The 21,443-nt window shown below is 74.7% G+C and carries 22 protein-coding genes; 11 read left to right on the top strand and 11 right to left on the bottom strand.

Annotated elements, in window-relative coordinates; translation table 11 throughout:
- Positions 1–114 precede the first annotated feature (114 nt).
- A complete protein-coding gene (locus tag ACFYPS_RS29760; protein WP_354967493.1) occupies positions 115–1,050 on the top strand; it encodes a carbohydrate kinase in 936 nt (311 codons plus the stop codon).
- On the opposite strand, the gene ACFYPS_RS29755 is transcribed toward ACFYPS_RS29760, so the two are convergent.
- Positions 1,047–1,877 (bottom strand): MBL fold metallo-hydrolase, encoded by an 831-nt coding sequence (locus ACFYPS_RS29755; RefSeq protein WP_354967494.1) that lies wholly within the window; start codon positions 1,875–1,877, stop codon positions 1,047–1,049. The genes ACFYPS_RS29760 and ACFYPS_RS29755 overlap by 4 nt on opposite strands.
- Complete coding sequence (locus ACFYPS_RS29750) at positions 1,874–2,278, bottom strand: hotdog domain-containing protein (protein ID WP_354967495.1); 405 nt, start codon at positions 2,276–2,278, stop codon at positions 1,874–1,876. The genes ACFYPS_RS29755 and ACFYPS_RS29750 overlap by 4 nt, the downstream gene beginning before the upstream one ends.
- Before the next feature lie 138 nt (positions 2,279–2,416).
- On the opposite strand from ACFYPS_RS29750, the gene ACFYPS_RS29745 reads away from it, so the two are divergent.
- Positions 2,417–3,517, top strand: coding sequence for a phosphatase PAP2 family protein (locus ACFYPS_RS29745; RefSeq protein WP_354967496.1), 1,101 nt, complete (start codon positions 2,417–2,419; stop codon positions 3,515–3,517).
- Between the two features lie 36 nt (positions 3,518–3,553).
- Here the strand turns inward: ACFYPS_RS29745 and ACFYPS_RS29740 are convergent, their stop codons facing one another.
- The 3 genes from ACFYPS_RS29740 to ACFYPS_RS29730 form a co-directional block, all read right to left on the bottom strand.
- Entirely contained in the window at positions 3,554–5,035 is a 1,482-nt protein-coding gene (locus ACFYPS_RS29740; RefSeq protein WP_387328681.1) for a PH domain-containing protein, read from the bottom strand.
- 43 nt (positions 5,036–5,078) lie between these two features.
- Entirely contained in the window at positions 5,079–5,654 is a 576-nt protein-coding gene (locus ACFYPS_RS29735; protein ID WP_387328707.1) for a PH domain-containing protein, read from the bottom strand.
- Between the two features lie 313 nt (positions 5,655–5,967).
- A complete protein-coding gene (locus ACFYPS_RS29730) occupies positions 5,968–6,198 on the bottom strand; it encodes a hypothetical protein (protein WP_354967497.1) in 231 nt (76 codons plus the stop codon).
- A 241-nt stretch (positions 6,199–6,439) separates the two neighbouring features.
- Between ACFYPS_RS29730 and ACFYPS_RS29725 the strand changes: the two genes are divergently transcribed.
- Genes ACFYPS_RS29725 through ACFYPS_RS29715 form a run of 3 tightly spaced genes read left to right on the top strand, consistent with a single transcriptional unit; the run spans position 6,440 to position 9,473 of the window.
- On the top strand, positions 6,440–7,546 hold the full coding sequence (locus ACFYPS_RS29725; RefSeq protein ID WP_354967498.1) for a MoxR family ATPase: 1,107 nt from the start codon (positions 6,440–6,442) through the stop codon (positions 7,544–7,546).
- Positions 7,525–8,526 (top strand): DUF58 domain-containing protein, encoded by a 1,002-nt coding sequence (locus ACFYPS_RS29720; RefSeq protein ID WP_354967581.1) that lies wholly within the window; start codon positions 7,525–7,527, stop codon positions 8,524–8,526. Before ACFYPS_RS29725 ends, ACFYPS_RS29720 begins: the two co-directional genes overlap by 22 nt.
- Entirely contained in the window at positions 8,523–9,473 is a 951-nt protein-coding gene (locus ACFYPS_RS29715; RefSeq protein WP_354967499.1) for a VWA domain-containing protein, read from the top strand. The genes ACFYPS_RS29720 and ACFYPS_RS29715 overlap by 4 nt, the downstream gene beginning before the upstream one ends.
- A 413-nt stretch (positions 9,474–9,886) precedes the next feature.
- On the opposite strand, the gene ACFYPS_RS29710 is transcribed toward ACFYPS_RS29715, so the two are convergent.
- The 4 genes from ACFYPS_RS29710 to ACFYPS_RS29695 all read right to left on the bottom strand — a co-directional run bounded on the left by ACFYPS_RS29710 (position 9,887) and on the right by ACFYPS_RS29695 (position 13,970).
- Positions 9,887–11,071, bottom strand: a complete 1,185-nt coding sequence (locus ACFYPS_RS29710; RefSeq protein WP_387328676.1) for an acyltransferase family protein — start codon at positions 11,069–11,071, stop codon at positions 9,887–9,889.
- A complete protein-coding gene (locus ACFYPS_RS29705) occupies positions 11,068–11,973 on the bottom strand; it encodes an alpha/beta hydrolase (protein ID WP_387328673.1) in 906 nt (301 codons plus the stop codon). The genes ACFYPS_RS29710 and ACFYPS_RS29705 overlap by 4 nt, the downstream gene beginning before the upstream one ends.
- Before the next feature lie 99 nt (positions 11,974–12,072).
- A complete protein-coding gene (locus tag ACFYPS_RS29700; protein WP_387328670.1) occupies positions 12,073–12,735 on the bottom strand; it encodes a response regulator in 663 nt (220 codons plus the stop codon).
- Positions 12,732–13,970: a sensor histidine kinase gene (locus tag ACFYPS_RS29695; RefSeq protein WP_387328667.1), complete on the bottom strand. Its 1,239-nt coding sequence runs from the start codon at positions 13,968–13,970 to the stop codon at positions 12,732–12,734. The genes ACFYPS_RS29700 and ACFYPS_RS29695 overlap by 4 nt, the downstream gene beginning before the upstream one ends.
- 155 nt (positions 13,971–14,125) lie before the next feature.
- On the opposite strand from ACFYPS_RS29695, the gene fabG reads away from it, so the two are divergent.
- The 4 genes from fabG to ACFYPS_RS29675 all read left to right on the top strand — a co-directional run bounded on the left by fabG (position 14,126) and on the right by ACFYPS_RS29675 (position 17,601).
- On the top strand, positions 14,126–14,830 hold the full coding sequence (gene fabG / locus ACFYPS_RS29690; protein WP_354967504.1) for a 3-oxoacyl-ACP reductase FabG: 705 nt from the start codon (positions 14,126–14,128) through the stop codon (positions 14,828–14,830).
- Positions 14,831–14,865: 35 nt separating this feature from the next.
- Positions 14,866–15,633 (top strand): enoyl-ACP reductase FabI, encoded by a 768-nt coding sequence (gene fabI / locus ACFYPS_RS29685; protein ID WP_387328664.1) that lies wholly within the window; start codon positions 14,866–14,868, stop codon positions 15,631–15,633.
- 123 nt (positions 15,634–15,756) lie between these two features.
- Positions 15,757–16,785: a ferrochelatase gene (locus ACFYPS_RS29680; RefSeq protein ID WP_387328661.1), complete on the top strand. Its 1,029-nt coding sequence runs from the start codon at positions 15,757–15,759 to the stop codon at positions 16,783–16,785.
- 36 nt (positions 16,786–16,821) lie between these two features.
- Complete coding sequence (locus tag ACFYPS_RS29675; RefSeq protein WP_354967507.1) at positions 16,822–17,601, top strand: HAD-IIA family hydrolase; 780 nt, start codon at positions 16,822–16,824, stop codon at positions 17,599–17,601.
- A gap of 9 nt (positions 17,602–17,610) precedes the next feature.
- Here ACFYPS_RS29675 and ACFYPS_RS29670 read toward each other — a convergent pair whose 3' ends face one another.
- Entirely contained in the window at positions 17,611–18,405 is a 795-nt protein-coding gene (locus ACFYPS_RS29670) for a hypothetical protein (RefSeq protein WP_354967508.1), read from the bottom strand.
- 262 nt (positions 18,406–18,667) lie between these two features.
- Between ACFYPS_RS29670 and ACFYPS_RS29665 the strand changes: the two genes are divergently transcribed.
- Positions 18,668–19,480 (top strand): DUF3097 domain-containing protein, encoded by an 813-nt coding sequence (locus tag ACFYPS_RS29665; protein WP_387328656.1) that lies wholly within the window; start codon positions 18,668–18,670, stop codon positions 19,478–19,480.
- Between the two features lie 44 nt (positions 19,481–19,524).
- Here the strand turns inward: ACFYPS_RS29665 and ACFYPS_RS29660 are convergent, their stop codons facing one another.
- Positions 19,525–20,838 carry a serine hydrolase domain-containing protein gene (locus ACFYPS_RS29660; RefSeq protein ID WP_387328653.1) on the bottom strand — a complete coding sequence of 438 codons (1,314 nt, stop codon included), beginning with the start codon at positions 20,836–20,838 and terminating at the stop codon, positions 19,525–19,527.
- A 131-nt stretch (positions 20,839–20,969) separates the two neighbouring features.
- On the opposite strand from ACFYPS_RS29660, the gene ACFYPS_RS29655 reads away from it, so the two are divergent.
- Positions 20,970–21,443: an NfeD family protein gene (locus ACFYPS_RS29655; protein ID WP_354967511.1), complete on the top strand. Its 474-nt coding sequence runs from the start codon at positions 20,970–20,972 to the stop codon at positions 21,441–21,443.

Below are 21,443 nucleotides of genomic sequence, written 5' to 3'. Positions count from 1 at the left end.
GGCCCGATCGGACCTGCGCCTTCGGCGCCCACCGGGTCGTGCGCTGTGCCAGCCTGGTGCCACGCGGACCGCCGAGGCGGGCGGTCGGTGGCTGGCGAGGACGAAGGGACCGGCATGGGATACGCGGTGGTGCTCGGCGAGGCGCTCGTCGATCTGCTCGACACCGAGCGGGACGGCGAGCGGGTCTACCGGCAGGCGATCGGCGGCGCGCCGCTCAACGTCGCCGTCGGGGTGGCCCGGCTCGGCGGCGCGGCGCAGTTCGTCGGCTCACTCGGCGACGACGTGCTGGCCGGCCGGATTCGCGCCTTCCTGACCGCGGCCGATGTCGGGCTGGCCGGCGCGGTCACCGTGCCGGCGCCGACCACCCTCGCGGTGGTGACCTTCGCCGGCCCGGAACCCGACTTCCGCTTCTACGGGGAGCCGCCCTCCTACAGCCTGCTCGCCCCCGAGGATCTCGACCGGGCGCTGCTGGAGGGGGCCGACGTGCTCTACTGCGGCTCCGTCGTCCTGCTCCAACCCAGCACGCTGGCGGCCGCCCGGCGTGCCTGGGGGCTCGCCACCGGCCTACGGGTCTTCGACCCGAACGTGCGCCCCCGGCTCCTTCCCGGGCCGGGCGCGCTGGCCGGGCTGCGGGAGGTGGTGGCCGAGTTCGCCGCCGGCGCACACCTGGTCAAGCTGAGCACCGCCGACGCCGAGCTGCTCTACCCGGGCGAGCCGGTCGAGGGGGTGGCCGCATACCTGCGCGAGCTGGGCGCCGCGACGGTCGTGGTGACGCTCGGCGCGGCCGGCGCGGTGCTGGCCGCCGCCGACGCCGACCCGGTCCGGGTGCCGGCCCCCCGGGTCGACGCGGTCGACGCCACCGGCGCCGGCGACTCGGTGATGGCCGCGTTGATCGCCGATCTGCTCCTCGACGGCGAGCCGGCCGACCCGGCGGGCTGGGTCGAGCGGGTGGGGTTCGCCCTGCGGGTGGCCGGCCTGGTCTGCGAGTCACCCGGCGGCGCCACCGCCATGCCCACCCGTGCCGACGTCCAACGCCGCTTCGGGATCTAAGCGTTCCCGTCGAGTTCGATGTAGCCGCGGCGGGCGGCGGTGAGGGCGGCGCGGGCGCCGAAGGGCGCCTCGGCGGCGACCCGTTCCGGCGGCGCGCCGCCGGTGTGCCCGGCCCGGATCAGCCACGCCAGCTTCGCCAGCTCGGCGTGCTGGGCGCGGACGAACTCCACGTCCACCGGGTCGCCGTGGCCCGGCACCACCACCGTGCCCACGCCGGTCAGCCGGAGCAGGTCGGCGACCGCGTCCGGCCACCGCAGGGGGTACGAGTCCTCGAAGGCGGGCGGGCCGCTCTGCTCCACCAGGTCCCCGGCGACCAGCACGTCCGCGTCGGGTACGTGCACCACCAGGTCGGCGTCGGTGTGCCCCCGCCCGGGGTGACGCAGCAGCACCCGCCGGCCGCCCAGGTCGAGTGCCGTCTCGGTGTGCACGGTGTGCGTCGGGGCGAGCAGCGGTGTGTCGGCCAGCTCGGCGGCCAGCGCCGGATGTTCCTCGCGCACCTCGTCGTACGCCTCCCGGCGCAGCCGCTCCGGCTGCTCGCGCAGGGCCGCGGCGGCCAGCGCGTGCGCGTACACCGGGCGGGGCGGGTCGCCGGCGAGGACGGCGTTGCCGAAGCAGTGGTCGTAGTGGTGGTGGGTGTTGACCAGCGTCAGCGGACGGTCGGTGACCGCCCGGACGGCGGCGGCCAGCTCGGTGGCCTGGGCCGCCGAGGAGAGGGTGTCCACCAGCAGCGCCTCGTCGTCGCCGACGACCAGGGTGACGTTGACCCGCAGCAGCGGCTCGCGCAGCAGGTGCACCCGGTCGGCGACCTCGACGAACCCGCCGGTCATGACGCCCGCCCGGCACGGTCGACGAAGCGTTGCCGGTCCACCAGGATGCGGTCCACCCGACCCCGGGCCACCGTCTCGCCGCCATCGGTGACGGTGACCTCGAACGACAGCCGGCGACCGTCGACGGCCGCCAGCAGGGCCTGCGCCCGGACCGTCCGGCCGACCACGGTCGGCGCCAGGTGCTCCAGCTCGACCCGGGTCCCCACGGTGGTCGACCCGGACGGCATCGCCGTCGCGGTCGCGGCGACGGTGGCCGCCTCGGCCAGCGCGAGCACCCGGGGGGTGCCGAGCACCGGTACGTCCCCGGAACCGACCGCCTGGGCGGTGTCCGCGTCGGTGACGGTCAACTCGACCTGGGCGGTCAGACCCGGCGCGAAGGCCGGCTCGGGCTGCTCCTGCATGGTCGCCAGCCTAGGTGCTCGCCGAGCCCGCCGAGCACTCGCCCGGCGATCCGGCCGTACCCGCCGCGCCACCGCTGGACCGGCCCGGCGGGTGGTCGCCGTCGGTCGATGCCGCACCCGTCGTTAACCTTGACCGCGATGGCCGTCGTGACTGACCCCCAACCCCCCGCCCGGACCGACCCGCCCGCGTCCCCGGACGGGGGCCGTCGGCGCATCGTCGCCATGACAGTCTGGGCGGTCGCCTTCGTGGCCGCCTGGCTGGGCATCGGGCTGCCCACCGACCCCGCGTACGCCTTCGTCTGGATCTGGGCCGGGACCATCGCCTGGAACAGCGACCGGCCGTGGCGTAGTCACCTGCGCTTCGCCCGGGACTGGGTGCCGGTGGTCCTCCTGCTCGCCGCGTACAACCTCTCCCGGGGGTTCGCCGACAACGGGGCCACCCCGCACGCGATGGAGCTGATCGTCGCCGACCGGTTCATGTTCGGCTGGGCCACCGGCGGTGAGGTGCCCACCATCTGGTTGCAGCAGCACCTCTACCACCCGCAGCTGCACTGGTACGACGTCGCGGCGAGCTGGGTGTACTTCTCCCACTTCGTGGTGGCGCTGGCCGCCGCCGCGGTGCTCTGGCTGCGGGACCGGCAACGCTGGGCGGCGTACATGCGGCGCTGGGGTTTCCTCTGCGCCGCCGGCCTGGCCACCTACTTCATCTACCCGGCCGCGCCGCCGTGGTGGGCCGCGCAGAACGGGCTGCTCACCGAGGTCGCCCGGATCTCCACCCGCGGGTGGAAGGCGTTCGGCATGCACGGCGCCGGCAACGTGCTCAACGCCGGCCAGATCGCCTCGAACCCGGTCGCCGCGATGCCGTCGCTGCACACCGCGTGGGCTCTGTTCGTGGTGCTCTTCTTCCTGCATACCACCCGCCGCCGCTGGTGGCCGCTGCTGCTCGCGTACCCGCTGGCGATGACCTTCACCCTGGTCTACTCGGGTGAGCACTACGTGATCGACGTGCTGGTCGGCTGGACGTACGTCGGGCTGACCTTCCTGGTGGTCGGCCTGGCCGAGCGCGGGTGGGCGGCGCTGCGAGCCCGTCGTCCCGGGCCGGCCGCCGAGCAACCGCCACCGGGGCAGGTCACCGGCCCCGACGGCGCCACCGACCCACCGGGCCGGCCAGCCAGCGGGCAGGCGGCACCGGTCGGGCCGAGCAACGCCGACGAGCCGCCGGTACCCGCCGACCGCTGACGCCGCCAGGTCCGGCCCCGGCCGGGGTGGGACGGGTCAGCCGGAGCGGCGGGCGGCGTGGGCGCGGGCGGTCAGCTCGGCCGCCAGGCCCCACGCCTCCGCCAGATCCCGGTCCTGTGCCGCCGCGCCCGACCCGCCCGCGGTGTCCGCGTGGACGGTGGCCAGCCCGAGCCGGCGCTGCGCCGGCCCCTGCACCACCCGCACGCTCTGGATCCGGGCGTACGGCACGATCGCCACCTGCCGGGTGAGCAGCCCGGACCGGGTGGCGAAGACCCGCTCGAACAGGCCGGCGCCGAGCGCGCCCCGGCCCAGCGGGTGCAGCCAGCGGGCCCGGGGCGGCGGTGGGTTCAGCGTCAGCGCGTCGAGGCGTACGCCCGGCAGCACCTCGGTGACGATCATCGTCGCGGTCGGCAGGTCACCGACCGGCAGCAGGCGGTCCGGCCGGTTGCGGTCGTCGGCCTCGGCGGCGGAGTACCCGGCAACCTCCAGCCGCAGCCGCAGCCAGCCCTTCACCCGCCAGAGCAGCGGCCAGGTGGCCCGTACGGTCTGCACCCGGTCCAGCGGCACGGTCTGCGCCCGGGTTTCCAGCAGGCCGTTGTGCACCCGCAGCGTGCCGTCGTCGCGGGCCAGCCGGAAGTTCCAGTCGTCGAGGACCCGGCGGATCGGTTGCAGCAGCACACCGGCCATCGCGGTCAGCGTGCTCGCCACGGCGACGAACGACCAGGACCCTGCGGTGAGGAACTGCACCACGACGAACGCCAGGCCGAACGGGAGCAGGAACGCCTGCGGGGTGAGCAGTTGGCTGACCAGCAGGTTCTGGTTGCGTACCGCGTGCAGCGGGCGGCCCGGCGCGGCCTGCGGCGCTGTCCCGGGCGCCGTGAGACCCGGCGCGGGCGGCTGCGACGCGCGGCCGGCGAGCGCCAGCAGCCGCTCGCGCAGCCGGGCCGCGTCGGCCACCGTCAGGTACGCCAGCGGCGCCTCGGTCTTGCCCCCGCCGACCACCTCGAGCCGCAGCTCGGCCAGGCCGGTGAACTGGGCGAGCAGCGGCCGGACCACCTCCACGGCCTGCAACCGCTCCAGGGGGATCGCCCGGGTACGCCGCCAGAGCAGCCCCTCGTACACCCGCAGCTCGCGGCCCACCACGTGGTAGCCGGTGTTGTACCAGCTGATCACCGACAGCACGGTCGCGCCGAGCGCCAGTATCACCACCATGGCCGCGAACCAGCCGAAGCCGACCCGGGACAGCGTCGACCAGGACAGCCCGGCGATCACCACGACCAGCGACTTGGCCCCGTGCAACAGCGGGCTGAGCGGGTGTAGTCGCTGACGCGGCTCGCCGTCGCCACCCGCCGTCGGCAGCGGCCAGGGATAGGGCACCCCGGGCGGCACCGCCGCATAGGGCACCGCGCCGCCGGGCGCGTAGGGCGGTACCGCGCCGCCGGGGGGCGGGCCGGTGGGGGGCGCGCCGCCGGGTGGCCGGGGCGGGCCGGTGCCCGGCTCGGCGGGACGGTCGCTCATCGGGTCGGCCTCCGGCGCGGCCGGCGGTCGACCGGTCGCGTGCTCACAGCCCCTCCGCCCGGTCCTCGCCGAGCGCAGTGAGTCGGTCACGCAGCCGGGACGCCTCCGCCGGGCGCAGCCCCGGCACCCGGGCGTCGCTCGCCGCCGCCGCCGTGTGCAACTGCACGGTGGCCAGGTCGAAGGCGCGCTCCAGCGGCCCGGCGCTGACGTCGACGAACTGCATCCTGGAATACGGCACGATGGAGAGCCGCCGGACCAGCAGCCCGTGCCGGACCAGCAGGTCGTCCTCCCGCTCGGCGTAACCCCAGGCCCGGACCGCGCGGACGATCGCCACGGCCCGCCACGCGCCGAACACCAGCACGGCGGTGAGGGCGAGCCCGAACAGGCCCTGACCGCTCAGTGCCCAGCCGACCGCCGTCACCGCCAGCCCGATCGCGAGCACCACGGCCAGCCGGATCAGCTCCACCCAGATCAGGTCGGTGGAGATCGGCTGCCAGTGGACCGTGTCCGGCCAGGGCTCCAGTGGCCCCCGCCCTGTGGACCCGTCCGTCAACAGCGGGCCGGGTGCGCCGGAGGCCGGACCCGCTGCGCCGGCGGCGGGCGACGGGCCGGCGGGCAGCAGGCCGGGCGCCGGCAGGTCGGGTGGGCGGGGGTTGGCGTCGTACCCGCCGGCTGTCGGTAGGGCTGCCGGCGGCAGCGGGGCGGGCGATGACGCGTCGGGCGGGGCGGGATCCGGGCCGAGCGTGCCGGGCGCCGGGAACGCCCCGGGCGGTGGCGGCGGTGGTGCGGTGCGCGGCCAGGACGGGGAGGCGGGGCCGGGGGAGGCCGGTGGGTCGACGCGGTCCTCCGCGCTCACCGATGGGATCCGTTCCGCGCGGCAGCGGCGCGAGGCGTCCCACCGCTGTGCCCAGTTGTTCGCCCGCTGCGCTCGCTCACATGTCGAGGGTAGGCGATCCGGGCACCGGATTGACGGCACGCAGGAAGCCGCGTGCGTCCAGGAAATCGCCGAGGCTGCCCCGGTGCTCGTCGCAGGCCAGCCAGGTCTTGCGCCGTTCGGGGGTGTGCAGACGGGGATTGTTCCACTCCAGCGCCCAGACAGCGGGGGCGCGGCAGCCGCGGGCCGAGCAGATCAGGGCCTCGCCGGCGGGGGAGGGGTTGCTCATCCCGGCCAGTCTAGGGCGGCGGGCGGAGGGCTTGAGCGCCGGGCGGCCACGGGGGGAGCCGCCCGGCGACGGGGTGAATGGTACACGCGGCGGGCCGGTCCGTGTCCACCCCGTGACGGGCGATTCGGCTGCCGGGGACGGCGCGGCGAAAATCGGCTTCTCCCCACCTCGACACTCAGCAAGGCGTGCGAGTCTTGATACCGCATCAGCCGCGACGACCGACCAACGCTGTGGAGGACCGGTGGCCCAGCCGACCATGCCCGACGCCCCGACGCCGAACGGGGCGGCCCCGGCGGACCCCGCGCCGGTGACCACACCCGCGCAGGACGCGACCCTGCTGGAACGGGCGCTGTTTGAGATCAAACGGGTCATCGTCGGGCAGGACCGGATGGTGGAGCGGATGTTCGTCGCGCTGCTCGCCCGCGGTCACTGCCTGCTCGAAGGGGTGCCCGGGGTAGCCAAGACCCTGGCCGTGGAGACCCTCGCCAAGGTTGTCGGCGGGTCCTTCGCCCGGGTGCAGTTCACCCCGGACCTGGTGCCGGCCGACATCATGGGCACCCGGATCTACCGGCAGTCGAGCGAGAAGTTCGACGTCGAGCTGGGGCCGGTCTTCGTCAACTTCCTGCTCGCCGACGAGATCAACCGGGCTCCGGCCAAGGTGCAGTCGGCGCTGCTGGAGGTGATGAGCGAGCGGCAGGTGTCCATCGGCGGGGAGAGCTACCGGGTGCCCGACCCGTTCCTGGTGATGGCCACCCAGAACCCGATCGAGCAGGAGGGCGTCTACCCGCTGCCGGAGGCGCAGCGGGACCGGTTCCTCATGAAGATCGTGGTGGGTTACCCGACCGACGCCGAGGAGCGGGAGATCGTCTACCGGATGGGCGTCGCCGCGCCGGAGCCGAGCGCGGTCTTCGACACGCCCGACCTGATCGCCCTGCAACGCAAGGCGGACCAGGTCTTCGTGCACAACGCCCTGGTCGACTACGCGGTCCGGCTGGTGCTGGCCACCCGCGCGCCGGCCGAGCACGGCATGCCCGACGTCGCCCAGCTGATCCAGTACGGGGCCAGCCCGCGCGCCTCGCTCGGCCTGGTCCGGGCGACCCGCGCGCTGGCGCTGCTGCGCGGGCGGGACTACGCGCTGCCGCAGGACGTGCAGGACATCGCCCCGGACATCCTGCGACACCGGCTGGTGCTCAGCTATGACGCGCTCGCCGACGACGTGCCGGCCGACCACATCGTGCACCGGGTGATGTCCACCATTCCGCTCCCGGCGGTCGCACCTCGGCAGCAGGCCAGCCCGTCGTCGACCACCCCGCCGCCGGGCGCCGGCTGGCCCGGGCAGCGGCCGTGACCTCACCCACCCCTCGACCCGCCCCCGTCCCCGACCGCAGCGAGGCCGTGCTGTCCCGGCTCCAGTTGCTGGTCACCCGAAAGCTCGACGGTCTGCTTCAGGGCGACTACGCGGGCCTGCTGCCCGGGCCGGGCAGCGAGGCGGGCGAGTCGCGGGAGTACCGGGCCGGCGACGACGTACGCCGGATGGACTGGCCGGTCACGGCACGGACGACGACGCCGCACGTGCGGCGTACGGTGGCGGACCGGGAGCTGGAGACCTGGTTGGCGCTGGACCTCTCGGCCAGCCTGGACTTCGGCACCGGGCAGTGGCTCAAGCGGGAGGTCGTGGTGGCCGCCGCCGCCGCGATCACCCACCTGACCGTGCGCGGCGGTAACCGGATCGGCGCGGTGATCGGCACCGGCGGCGGCGCGGCCGCCCCGGCCCGGCGCTGGCGGGGGCGGCCGTCGCCGGCCGGGCCCGGGGTGCTCACCCGCCTGCCGGCCCGCTCCGGTCGCAAGGAGGCGCAGGGCCTGCTGCGCGCCGTCGCCAGCACCGCGATCCAGCCCGGCCGGGGTGACCTGGGCGCGCTGATCGAGATGCTCAACCGGCCGCCCCGACGGCGAGGGGTGGCGGTGGTGGTCTCGGACTTCCTCGCGCCAACCGAGCAGTGGACCCGGCCGATGCGCAAGCTGCGGGTCCGGCATGACGTGCTGGCGATCGAGGTGGTCGACCCGCGGGAGCTGGAGCTGCCCGACGTGGGTGTGCTGCCGGTGGTCGACCCCGAGAGCGGCGAGCTGCACGAGGTGCAGACCGCCGACCCGCGGCTTCGGCAGCGCTACGCCGAGGCTGCCGCCGCCCAGCGGGCCACGATCGCCGCCGCGCTGCGTAGCGCCGGCGCGGCCCACCTGCGACTGCGTACCGACCGAGACTGGCTGCTGGACATGGTGCGTTTCGTGGCCGCGCAGCGGCACGCCCGCACCCGGGGGACGACACGATGATCCGTTTCATGCAACCGTGGTGGCTGCTGGCCGTGCTGCCGGTGCTCGCCCTCGCCGCGTTCTACCTGTGGCGGCAGTTGCACCGCCGGGCGTACGCGATGCGCTTCACCAACGTGGATCTGCTGCGCACCGTGGCGCCGAAGGGGCTGGGCTGGCGCCGCCACGTTTCGGCGACCGCGTTCCTGCTCTGTCTGCTGGTGCTGGCCACCGCGCTGGCCCGTCCCGCGGTGGACACCAAGGAGCCGCTGGAGCGGGCCACCGTGATGCTCGCCATCGACGTGTCGCTGTCCATGCAGGCCGACGACGTGGCGCCGAACCGCCTGGAGGCGGCCCAGGAGGCGGCGAAGCAGTTCGTCGGCGAGTTGCCGAAGAGCTACAACCTGGGGCTGGTGTCGTTCGCCAAGGCGGCCAACGTGCTGGTGCCACCGGGCAAGGACCGGGCGGCGGTGACCAGTGCGATCGACGGGCTGGTGCTGGCCGAGGCGACCGCGACCGGCGAGGCCGTGTTCACCTGCCTGGAGGCGATCCGCTCGGTGCCGGCCGACGGGGCAGCGGGTATTCCACCGGCCCGGATCGTGCTGCTCTCCGACGGGTTCCGCACGTCCGGCCGGTCGGTGGAGGAGGCGGCGGCGGCCGCGCAGGCGGCCAACGTGCCGGTCTCCACCATCGCCTTCGGCACCGACACCGGCCAGGTCGACATCGGCGGCCAGCTCCAGCGGGTGCCGGTCGACCGGCTGGCCCTGGCCGAGCTGGCCGAGACCACCGAGGGCTACTTCTACGAGGCGGCCTCGGTGAGCGAGCTGAAGCAGGTCTACCAGGACATGGGCAGTTCGATCGGGTTCCGCACCGAGCCGCGCGAGGTGACCCAGTGGTACGCCGGGGTGGCGTTGCTGCTGGCGCTCTGCGCGGGTGCGCTCAGCCTGCTCTGGTCGTCCCGGATGCTGTGAGGCCGGCGGTGCCCGGGCTGGTCCCGGGCGCCGCCACCACTGCCCGGGTGACGAGATCGGGCGCGAGCGTTGGGGTCAGTGCCCGCCGCCGGCGAGCACGAAGACGATGGCCACCCAGACGGCGGCGAGGGTGAAGCCCAGCGGGGCGACGTAGCGGCTCATGGACGGCTCCGGGTGGCGGCTGGACGGTCCGCGTGCGGGGGCGGACCGCAGGGGGTGGGGACGCGCACACGAAGTCGTGACCGGGCGGCTCCCGGCGACCGTCCGGATTCGGACGGCGCGGCACGCGCACCTCGGCGTGGGCCGGGTGGCGGGGGAGCGGAGCGGGGTCAGCTCACCAGACTGAGTCGTGGCTCAGCGGGGCTGACCATCGGCCCGGCCACGACTGGGAGGATCGCTATCTCGCACAGCGATCACCTCCTGAAGTCGGGCGGGCCGGAACGTCGATCATCGTACACCCGCGCTGTCGACGGGACGCACTCGGCCGACCGGCCGGCCGCCCCTCCACCGCCCGGCCGTCGCCACCCCGTCCGCCGGGCCGGCCGGCGGCCCGCCCGTGTCAGCGTGACCAGCACCGCGGCGAACAGCGGCAGCCAGCAGCACCGGGCGAGCACCCAGCCCGGGCCGTCCGGCGCGGTGTGCAGCCCCGGCAGGGCCACCCCACCGCGGGCGACGAGCGCGGTCACCGCGACCAGCACCGGCTGGTGCCACAGGTAGATCCGCACCGCGTTCCGGTTCACCTCGGTCACCGCCCGGCCCGGCAGCGGGCGGGCCAGCAGCCGTTCCAGCGCCGGCCGGGCGAGCAGCCCCACCCCGACCTGGGTGACTGCCAGCGCCACCGCCAGCAGCGACGGCGGGTTCAGGTTCGACACCCCCTCCCCGGGCACCCCGACCGCGCTGGCCGGATAGCCCAGCGCCAGCAGCGCGGCCAGCGCGGCGGCACCGCCGCCGGCAAGCGCGCCCGCCACCCGCCGGTCGGCCAGCCGACCGTCGGCGTGCGCCAGGCCGAGCAGGTACGGCACCGCCCAGGCCGCCACCACGGTGACCGGCGGCAGGTCGGTGCCGGCCGGTAGCAGGCGGCCCGCCAGGTCGGCCGCCGCCACCACGGCCACCGCCGGTGCGACGCAGCGGATCACCTCCCACCTCGCGACGGCGGCACGCAGCGGGCCGGTCGACGCGACGAGGAGCAGCAGCGGTAGCAGGAACCACAGTGGACTGACGGCGAGCCGCAGCGCGACGGCGAGCGTGTCGTCCGGGATGCCGGCGACGGTGGCGGCGAGCAGCATGGCGGCTCCCGCACCCAGCAGCGCCAGCGCGGGCAGCGCCAGCCGGCGCAGCCGGCGCGCCAGCCAGCCGCCCGGCCCGTCCCGGTGGCGTGCCAGCGACCGGGCCGAGCCGAATCCGGCGGTGAAGAAGAACAACCCGAGGGTCTGCAACACCCACGTCACCGGGGCCAGGCCAGGCAGCGCGGTCAGCGGGCTGGCCTGGTGCAGCCCGCCGCCGGCGGTCAGCACCAGGCCGGTGACCAGCCAGTGCCCGAGCACCACCCCGCCGATGGCGTACGCCCGCAGCGCGTCGACCGCGCGGTCGCGGCTCACCGGGCGTTCCCGGCCCGGTCGGCGTCGGCGCCGCCCAGCACGACCGCCGCCACCGCGACCAGCGTGGCGCTGCCCGGCACCAGGTAGCCGTCGTGCCCGGCGACCCCAGCCACCGGCAACGGCCGGGCGCCGAACGCCGGGTCGCCGGGTCGCCGGCCGTACCCGAGACCGGGCAGCCGCACCGACGGCACCCGCCGGATCCAGTCGGTGGGCGCCTCGGCGGCCCAGAATCGCCGCCCGCCGCGCAGCTCGTTCGCGTGCTGCACCCCGGCGCCGATCCCGCCGAGGCTGACCACGTCAGCGACCTGCGGCGGGGCGTCCGCCGCGGCCAGCGACACCACCAGCGCCCCGTAGCTGTGCCCGACCAGGGTGATGGTCGCGGCGGGGCGGCGCCCGGCCAACTCTCGCAGCAGGGCGGCCAGGCCGTCCGCGCCCCGCCGGGCGCTCGTGCCCGCGGCGGCGGCCAGCACCCCGTCGGGTGGGTCGTAGCCGAGCCAGGCCAGCACCGCGACCCGCGCCGCCGGGTCGGCCGCCCGCAGCTCCCGGTACAGCTGCCCGGCCTGCGCCGCCGGCGCCCGACGCGCCACCCCGCCCAGTCCACGGTCGAAGTCGGCCAGCGTGCTGCCGACACCGGGCACCAGCACCGCGATCCGGTCCGCGTCGGCCAGGTCGCCGAGCACCTCGACGGCACGACCGTCGCCGCGCGGGTCGAACGTCAGGAACCGGCGCCCGCCGGCCGCCCAGTCCGCGTACGGCGGGCCGGCCGCGCGCATCGCCGCCGCCGTCACCGGGTACGCCTCGACGAACCCGGCCGCCGCGACGGGCTCGGGTCGGGTCGGCAGAACCAGGTTCACGCCGAGCAGCGCGGCCAGCGCCAGTCGGCCGGCACCTCGTGGTCGCATCATGGTCTCCCTCCGGAATGTCATCCGGAGGGAGAGTGCGTGGGCGGGCAGCGCTCGCGCGTCGTCCCGGGGAGCCGTTCCCGGGCTGGCTCCGCAGAGCTACTCGCCGGCGGCGACCAGACCCGTCTCGTACGCCAGCACCACGGCCTGGGCGCGGTCGCGCAGCCCCAGCTTGGCCAGGATCCGCCCGACGTGCGTCTTGACCGTCTGCTCGGCCACCACCAGGTCGCCGGCGATCTCCGCGTTGTTGCGGCCCCGGGCGATCAACCGCAGCACCTCGGTCTCCCGCGGAGTGAGTCCGGCCAGGTCGGTGGGGCGCGGCCGGTGGCGGTCCGGGCGGGCCGCGAACTCGGCGATCAGCCGGCGGGTGACCGCCGGGGCGAGCAGCGCGTCCCCGGCCGCCACCACCCGCACCGCGTGCACCAGGTCGGCCGCCGGGGCGTCCTTGAGCAGGAAGCCGCTGGCCCCGGCGCGCAGTGCCTCGTACACGTAGTCGTCCAGGTCGAAGGTGGTGAGGATGAGCACCCGGGGGCGCTGCGCCGACCGGTCGCCGAGCAGCTTGCGGGTGGCGGCCAGCCCGTCCAGCACGGGCATCCGCACGTCCATCAGCACCACGTCCGGGTCGAGCCGGCGGGCGGCGGCGACGGCCTGCGCGCCGTCGGCGGCGTCACCGACCACCAGCAGGTCCGGCTGGGCGGCGAGGAGCGCGCCGAAGCCCTGCCGGACCATTGCCTGGTCGTCCGCGATCAGCACCTTGATCATCGGTCCCCGCTCTCCGCGTCGTACGGCAGCTCGACCGCCACCTCGTAACCCCCACCGGGCAGCGGCCCGGCGGTGAACGTACCGCCCAGCGAGGTGGCCCGCTCCCGCATGCCGGTCAGCCCGTGCCCGGCGCCGGCCTCGGCGGTCGGCCGGACGTCCACGTCGTCGGGCGGCGCGTTCTGCACGCGTACCGCCAGGGTGGACCGGCCGGCGCGGACGGTGACCCGCACCGCGGCGCCGGCCGCGTGCCGGGCCGCGTTGGCCAGGCCTTCCTGCACGATGCGGTACGCGGCCAGCCCGACCGGCGCGGGCACCCGCCCGTCGTCCGCCGGCTCGGCGTCCAAAGTCACCGGCAGCCCGGCCCGGCGTGCCGCGTCCACCATCGCGTCCAGGTCGGTCAGGTCGGGCTGCGGCGCGGTCTGCGGGCCGGTCGACTCGCTGCGCAGCACCCCCAGCAGCCGCCGCATGTCGGTCAGCGCGTCACGGGCCGAGCCGGCGATGGCGGCGAACTCCGCGGCCACCGGCGCCGGCACGGCGGTCAGCCGGTACGGCGCGGTCTCCGCCTGCACCGCGATCAGCGACATGTGGTGGGCCACCACGTCGTGCAACTCCCGGGCGATGCGGGTGCGTTCCTCCAGCACCGCGCGGCGCTCCTGCTCCCGTTCGCTCAGCTCGGTCTGCTCGGCCAGCGCGCGCCGGGACATCCGGTTGCGCCGGATCAGGTCTCCGACGATCGCCAGCGCGCCGAGCAGCGCCAGGACGGCGGCCCGGTTCTCGGCGCGGACCAGGGTGAACACCGGAACCGTGGTGATCGCCACCACCCAGACCAGCACCGGCCGGTCGACCCGCGCGACGACCACCGCGACCACCGCGATCGACCCGAGCGCCAGCGGCGGGGTCCACGGGCCGGGCGCGTCGGCCGGCGCGTTGAACGTGCACACCAGCAGGGCCAGCACGGTCAGCCGCCAGGCCAGCAGCGGACGCCGGGGCAGCGCCAGCAGCGGCGCCACGGTCATCGCCGCGAACAGCACCGCGATCGGCGCCGGCAGGCCCCAGTCGTTCTCCAGGGCCAGCGTGATCCAGAAGAGGCCGAGCGCGGCGAGCAGCCCGACCGGGGCGGCGTAACGGGCCAGCCCGGGCCAGCGGGCCAGCAGCGGCCGGCCGGGCAAGGCGTCCGCGCCCAGCAGGGTGTGCCGCAGGGCGCGCAGGGCCCCGACGATCGGTTGCCGGTTCACCACCGGGAGGCTACGGGGCCGACCCTTCGCGGGGCGTGCCACCAGGGGTTGACTCCGGTGTCGTACCCCAGTGTGACGCGACTCCCGTTAGCGCTTACCTACCGGTAACGCCTAGGCTCCGACGCGTCCGTGCTGACCATTCGCAAGGGGGAATCGTGGCCCGTACCGTGCTGGTGACCGGGGGAAACCGGGGAATCGGCCTGGCCATCGCGCAGGCCTTCGCCAAGCAGGGCGACCGGGTGGCGGTGACCCACCGCAGCGGCGACGCCCCCGAGGGGCTGTTCGGGGTGCGAGCCGACGTCACCGACGCCGACTCGATCGACGCGGCGTTCACCGCCGTGGAGGCCGAGCTGGGGCCGGTCGAGGTGCTGGTCTGCAACGCCGGTATCACCGACGACACGCTGCTGCTGCGGATGTCCGAGGAGCAGTTCACCGGCGTGCTGGACACCAACCTCACCGGCGCGTTCCGGTGCGCCAAGCGGGCCTCCGGGAAGATGCTCCGGGCCAGGTGGGGTCGCATGATCTTCGTCTCGTCGGTGGTCGCGCTCTCCGGCGGCGCAGGTCAGGTCAACTACGCCGCCAGCAAGGCCGGCCTGGTCGGCGTGGCCCGCTCGATCACCCGAGAGCTGGGCAGCCGCAACATCACCGCGAACGTGGTGGCGCCCGGCTTCATCGACACGGACATGACCGCCGGCCTGTCCGACGACCGCAAGGCGGAGATCCGCAAGTCCATCCCGGCTGGCCGGATGGCCCACCCGGACGAGGTCGCCGCGGTGGTCACCTGGCTGGCCGGCGACCCCGCCGGGTACGTCTCCGGTGCCGTGATCCCGGTCGACGGTGGCCTGGGCATGGGCCACTGACCAGCGCTTTCTGACTACGTACGGAGGAACCCTGCATGTCCGGACTGCTCGCCGGTAAGCGGCTGCTGGTCACCGGTGTCATCACCGACGCCTCGATCGCCTTCTCGGTGGCGAAGCTCGCCCAGGAGAACGGCGCGCAGGTCGTGCTGACCGGCTTCGGACGGCTCTCCCTGGTCGAGCGGATCGCCAAGCGACTGCCCGAGCCGGCGCCGGTGATCGAGGTGGACGTGACCAACACGGAGCACCTGGCCAGCCTCGCCGACCGCGTCCGCGAGCACGTCGACGGGCTCGACGGCGTCGTGCACTCCATCGGCTTCGCCCCGCAGAGCTGCCTGGGCGGCGGCTTCCTCGACGCCCCCTGGGAGGACGTGGCGACCGCGCTGCACGTCTCCACCTACTCGTACAAGTCGCTCGCCATGGCGGCGCTGCCGCTGATGTCCGCAGGCGGCGCGGTGGTCGGCCTGACCTTCGACGCGACGAAGGCGTGGCCGGTCTATGACTGGATGGGCGTGGCCAAGGCCGGCCTGGAGTCCGCGTCCCGCTACCTGGCGATGCACCTGGGCAAGCAGGGCATCCGCAGCAACCTGGTCGCCGCCGGGCCGCTGCGCACCATCGCCGCCAAGTCGATCCCCGGCTTCGACCAGTTCGAGGACGCCTGGACCGAGCGGGCTCCGCTCGGCTGGAGCCTCACCGACCAGGAGCCCGCGGCCCGGGCCTGCCTGGCGCTGCTGTCCGACTGGTTCCCGGCCACCACCGGCGAGATCGTGCACGTCGACGGCGGCTACCACGCCATCGGCGCCTGAGGTGCAAGGAAGGGTCCCTTGTTAACGCCTGCGGTAGAGCAGGGGACCCTTCTTAACACCGTGGACCACTCCGGAGCAGGGGGCGTCGCCGGGTCGTCCCGGCCGACCGGCAAGAATGGACCCATGGCGTACGACGCGGTGGTGCTGGTGTCCTTCGGTGGGCCGGAGCGGCCCGAGGACGTGATGCCGTTCCTGCAGAACGTGACCCGGGGCCGGGGCGTGCCGCCCGAGCGGCTGGCCGAGGTCGCCGAGCACTACCAGCATTTCGGCGGGGTGTCCCCGATCAACCAGCAGTGCCGTGACCTGCTGGCCGCCGTCCGCGCCGACTTCGCCGCACACAATCTCGACCTGCCCGTCTACTGGGGCAACCGCAACTGGGACCCGCTTCTCGCGGACACCGTGACCCAGATGCGCGACGACGGCGTCACCCGGGCGCTGGCCTTCGTCACCAGCGCGTACGGCGGCTACTCGTCCTGCCGGCAGTACCAGGAGGACATCGCCGCCGCCCGGGCCGCGGTCGGCCCGGACGCCCCGGTGATCGAGAAGCTGCGCCAGTTCTGGGACCATCCCGGCTTCGTCGAGCCGCACGTCGACGCGGTCCGTGCCGCCCTGGGGCAGCTCGACCCGGCGAAGCGGGACGGCACCCGGCTGGTCTTCACCGCTCACTCCGTCCCCACCTCGATGGCGGCCAACGCCGGCCCGCACGGCGGCCGGTACGAGGCGCAGCTGCACGAGACCGCCCGGCTGGTGGCCGCGGCCGCCGCTCCCGACCTGCCGTACGACCTGGTGTGGCAGAGCCGCTCCGGGCCGCCGCAGGTGCCGTGGCTGGAGCCGGACATCAACGGCCACCTGGCGACCCTCGCGCAGGGCGGCACCACCGGCGTGGTGGTCAGCCCGATCGGGTTCGTCTCGGACCACCTGGAGGTGGTGTGGGACCTGGACACCGAGGCGCTGGAGACGGCCAAGCAGCTCGGCCTGGACTTCGTCCGGGCCGGTACCCCGGGCACCGACCCGCGCTTCGTGGCCATGGTGCGGGAGCTGGTCACCGAGCGGACCGACCCGGACGGTGCGCAGCTGCGCCGCCGCCTGGGCGAGCTGCCGATGTGGGACACCTGCCCCACCGTGTGTTGCGTGCCGACCCGCCGCCCCTGACCGTCCACCCGCCCACCGACACCCCGGGGATGACCGATGCATGACCGCAAGCCCGTCGAGAGCTGGCTGACCGACATGGACGGCGTGCTCGTGCACGAGGGCCAGCCGGTGCCCGGCGCGCCGGAGTTCATCAACCGGCTGCGCTCGTCCGGCAAGCCGTTCCTGGTGCTGACCAACAACTCGATCTACACCCCGCGCGACCTGACCGCCCGGCTGAGCCGGATGGGGCTGGACGTGCCGGAGGAGTCGATCTGGTCCTCCGCGCTGGCCACCGGCCAGTTCCTCGCCGACCAGCGGCCGGGCGGCACCGCGTACGTGATCGGGGAGGCGGGGCTGACCACGGCGCTGCACGCGGTCGGTTACGTGCTCAGCGACTTCGCCCCGGATTACGTGGTGCTCGGTGAGACCCGCACCTACAGCTTCGAGGCGATCACCAAGGCGGTCCGGTTGATCAACGACGGGGCTCGGTTCATCTGCACCAACCCCGATGTCACCGGTCCGTCGGTGGAGGGCGCGCTGCCCGCCGCCGGCTCGGTCGCCGCCATGATCTCCAAGGCGACCGGGGTGGAGCCGTACTTCGTCGGCAAGCCGAACCCGATGATGATGCGCTCGGCGCTGAACACCATCAACGCGCACTCCGAGAGCACCGCGATGATCGGCGACCGGATGGACACCGACATCCTGTGCGGGCTGGAGGCCGGGCTGGAGACCATCCTGGTGCTCACCGGGATCAGCAGCCGCACCGAGGCGGAGCGTTACCCGTACCGCCCGTCCCGGATCATCAACTCGGTGGCGGACCTGCTCGACGAGGTCTGACCAACCTCGTCAGGGGCGCAGTGGGGCGTTGCAGGCGGCCACCAGCGCCTGTCGGCAGGCCGTGGTGAGCGGGCGGAGCGCGGCGTCGCGCTGCTGCGCCTCGTAGTTGTTGATCGCGCCACCGGGCGCGGCGTGCCCGGCCAGCGCGAGCACCCGGTCGAGCACCGCGGCGCGGGCGAAGAGTCGGCGGGCCCGGGGGTCGAAGCCGGGCGGCAGGTCGGTGGCGCCATCCGGGCGGCGCAGCGCGGCCAGCGCCCCGGCCAGCTCGGGCCGCCACTGGGCGACGTCCAGGCGGGTCAGCGCGGCGGTCGTCTCGGCGAGCGCGGCAGCCAGTTCGGCCTCGGCCTCGGCGGCGCCGGGCAGCGACAGCGACGCGGCGGGCGCGTTGGCCGGCAGCGGGTAGACCCGCCAGAGCACCGTCTCGAAACAGTCCCCCGAGCCGGAGGTGTGCAGCCGGACCTGCGGGATCAACCCGAGCCCACCGGCCACCACCGCCTCGCCCGCGTCCAGCGCCGCGCCAGCGAAGTCGCCGGGGCCGGGCAGCCCCCGGGGGTCGCCCGGCGCGGGCAGCACCAGACGGATCTCGTCCGGGGAGAGCTTGGCCAGGGTGGGCAGCGCGGCGCCCAGCGGGACGTCGGTCCAGGTGCCGGGGGCGTCCGCCACGAGGTGCTCCTCGTCGCCGGCGATGGCGTCGGCGACCTCGTCGTACGGCACCAACCCGGCGCGCCACGCGCGCACCCAGGCGACGAACCGGCTCGACCGGCGCGGCGTGAGTGTGGCCGCGCCCGCTGTGGGGGTGGACATGCCGAAAGGGTACGTGGTCAGCGGTGGCCCTGTCTCGACTGCCGCTCCGGCCGCCCTGCCTGCCCCGAACTGCCCCCTTCGCCCCACTCCCGGCCCACCCACTGCTCAGGTCGATCATGGAGCCGTGGTGGGCGGTCCCTACTGATTCGTGCCGTTTCGCGGGGCACCACAACTCCATGATCGATGCAGCCGAGGGTGGGGGTGCAGGGCTCGGCGGTGTGTCGGGATGGTGGCCGGGGGTGGCGGGGTTAGCGTGATCGACATGGCGGGGCGATACGGCGAGGACGTGTTGGCGGGCGACTGGCGGCGGCGGAAGGTCACCCCCGAGGTGGACGCCGAGCCGGATCTCGTGGTGGAGGACGCCGACTCCGGGTTCTGCGGGGCGGTGGTGGGCTTCGAGGCCGGCGCGGTGGTGCTGGAGGACCGGCACGGCCGGCGGCGCAACTTCCCCCTGCTACCGGCGGCGTTCCTGCTCGACGGCAGCCCGGTCACGCTGCGCCGTCCGGCCCGCGCTTCGGTGCCGGCGGCCCGCCGGCGCACCGCGTCCGGCTCGGTGGCGGTGGACAACGTCCGCGCCCAGGTGGCCAGGGCCAGCCGGATCTGGGTGGAGGGCATCCACGACGCGGCGCTGGTCGAGCGGATCTGGGGCGACGACCTGCGGATCGAGGGCGTGGTCGTGGAACCGCTGGACGGCATCGACGCCCTGGACGCCGAGGTGCGCGACTTCGCCTCCGGCCCGACCCGCCGACTCGGCGTACTCGTCGACCACCTGGTGCCGGGCAGCAAGGAGAGCCGGATCGTGGCCCGGGTGACCTCGCCGTACGTGCTGGTGACCGGGCATCCGTACGTGGACGTCTGGCAGGCGGTCAAGCCCGCGGCGCTGGGCATCGCGGCGTGGCCGGTGGTACCGCCGGGGCGGCCGTGGAAGGAGGGGGTCTGCGCGGCCCTCGGGGTGGCCGAGCCGGCCGACATGTGGCGGCGCATCCTGTCCCGGGTGAACACCTTCGCCGACGTGGAGACCCCCCTGATCAACGCCATGGAACGCCTCATCGACTTCGTCGCCGACCCAGCCTGACCGATCCGCGCCGCATCGCGCCCACCCTGAACACCAGGCGTGGGTCAGGGCTCCTGGTCGGGGGTGCGGGTGTGGACGAAGGTGGCGATGTCCAGGGCGACCGCCCGGCCCTGCTCGTCCCGGCACACGGTGAGGATCTCGCCGTCCTGCCCGCCCGCGCGGCCTCGCCAGCGGTCCGGTCCCTCCGCGACGAAGCGCAGGTCCGGCGCGCCGACCGGGCCCGCCAGCAGCTCGCCGGCGGCGTCCACGGTCACCTCGATCTCGCTGCCCATCCACCACCAGCGGCCGGTCAGCTCGGCGAGCTCGGCGGGCGGTGCGGCTGCGGCTGGCCGCCACGGGGTGACCGGCGTCGGGTCGGCGTCCAGCACCAGCGTGAGCAGCTGCCGGCCGAGTGCCCCGAGGTGCCCGGTGCGCAGGCCGTACGAGTTGGCGAAGCCGACCACGGCGGTGCGGGTGGGCCGGTGGACGGCCAGCGAGGCGATGTAGCCGGGCATCGAACCGCCGTGCCCGACGTACACCCGGTCGCCCTCCCGGAAGAGTTCCAGCCCGAGGCCGTGCCCGTGGTTCCAGGACTCCAGGTCGCTGATCACCACGGGGAAGCACATCTCGGTCAGCGTGTCGGCGGCCAGCACCTTCGGGTCCGGGTCGGCCAGGAACGCCGCCCACCGGCCCAGGTCCTCGATCGTCGACCAGAGCTGCCCGGCCGGGGCCATCGCTCCGGTGTCGGTACGGGGCTCCTCGCGCAGCGTGTCGTGCCACGGGTGGACGACGTAGCCACGGGCGAACGGTTCGGTGGCCGCGTACGTGGTGCGGCGCATCCCCAGAGGGGCGAGGACCCGCTCGCTGAGCAGGTCCGCCCAGGACGTACCGGTGAGCCGTTCGAGCACCCCGCCGAGCAGCCCGTACGCCAGGTTGGAGTAGTGGTATGTGGCGTGCGGCGGGTACGCGATCTTGTCGGCGGTCAGCCCGGCGAGCAGGGTGGTCAGATCGGCGCCCGCGGTCCGCTCCCACCAGTCGCCCTCGGGTTCACGCTGGATGCCGCTGGCGTGCCCGAGCAGCTGGCGCAGGGTGAGCGTGCCGACGCCGGTGCCCGGCAGGTGCCGCTCCAGCGGGTCGTCCACGGCCAGCCGGCCGGCGTCGCGCAACTGCATGATCAGGGTGGCGGTCATCGTCTTGCTGATCGAGCCCAACCGGTACTGCAGGTCGATGTCCGGGCGGGGATGCTCGCCGGCGACGGCCAGGTGCGCCAGCGTGCCGTCGCGGACCACGCCCAGCACCAGCGACGGGGCCCGGCCGTCGGCCTGCGCCTGGGCCACCTGGGCGTCGACCTGTCGGGCGGTCTCGGGCAGCAGGGTCAACGGGAACTCCTCGTTCGTCGGCTCGGCCGGATCGCCATTTCTGGGGTGTTTCGGCGGGCCAGGTGGGTTCCGCCGAGCCTACTGATCATCACGGGTCGGCCGCGCGTGCATTTGCGTGTCACGATCGTGGTGTGGACGCCGTGGTGTGGATCGTGTTGGGTGTGCTGCTGGTTGTCGCCGAGGTCTTCACGACGACGCTTTTTCTGATCATGTTCGGGGTCGGCGCGTTCGCCGCCGCGGGCGCGGCCGCTCTGGGCGCGCCGGTGGCGGTGCAGGCATTGGTGTTCGCGGTGGTGTCGGCGCTGAGTCTGGTGGTGGTCCGCCCGGTCATCCGGCGGCACCAGCGCTCGGCACTGGACAGCGGCGAGCAGGCCTTCGGCGTGGAGGCGATCGAGGGCTCCATGGCGTCGGTGCTGGAGCGGGTGGACGCCGAGCGCGGCCTCGTCAAGATTGACGGGGAGCTGTGGAGCGCCCGGTCGTACGACACGACGCAGACGTACGAGCCTGGTGAACGGGTGCGAGTGATAAAGGTCCGGGGCGCGACCGCCCTGGTCTGGCAGGACGACGTTTCTTCCGCCGGCGAGCTGCCGGAAGCGAGAGGGTGA

Origin of the sequence: Micromonospora sp. NPDC005087, assembly GCF_042872965.1 — a bacterium.
In the GTDB taxonomy this organism is placed as follows: domain Bacteria; phylum Actinomycetota; class Actinomycetes; order Mycobacteriales; family Micromonosporaceae; genus Micromonospora.
Note: the sequence above shows the minus strand (reverse complement) of the source record. Positions and strands in the feature narration are given on the sequence as shown.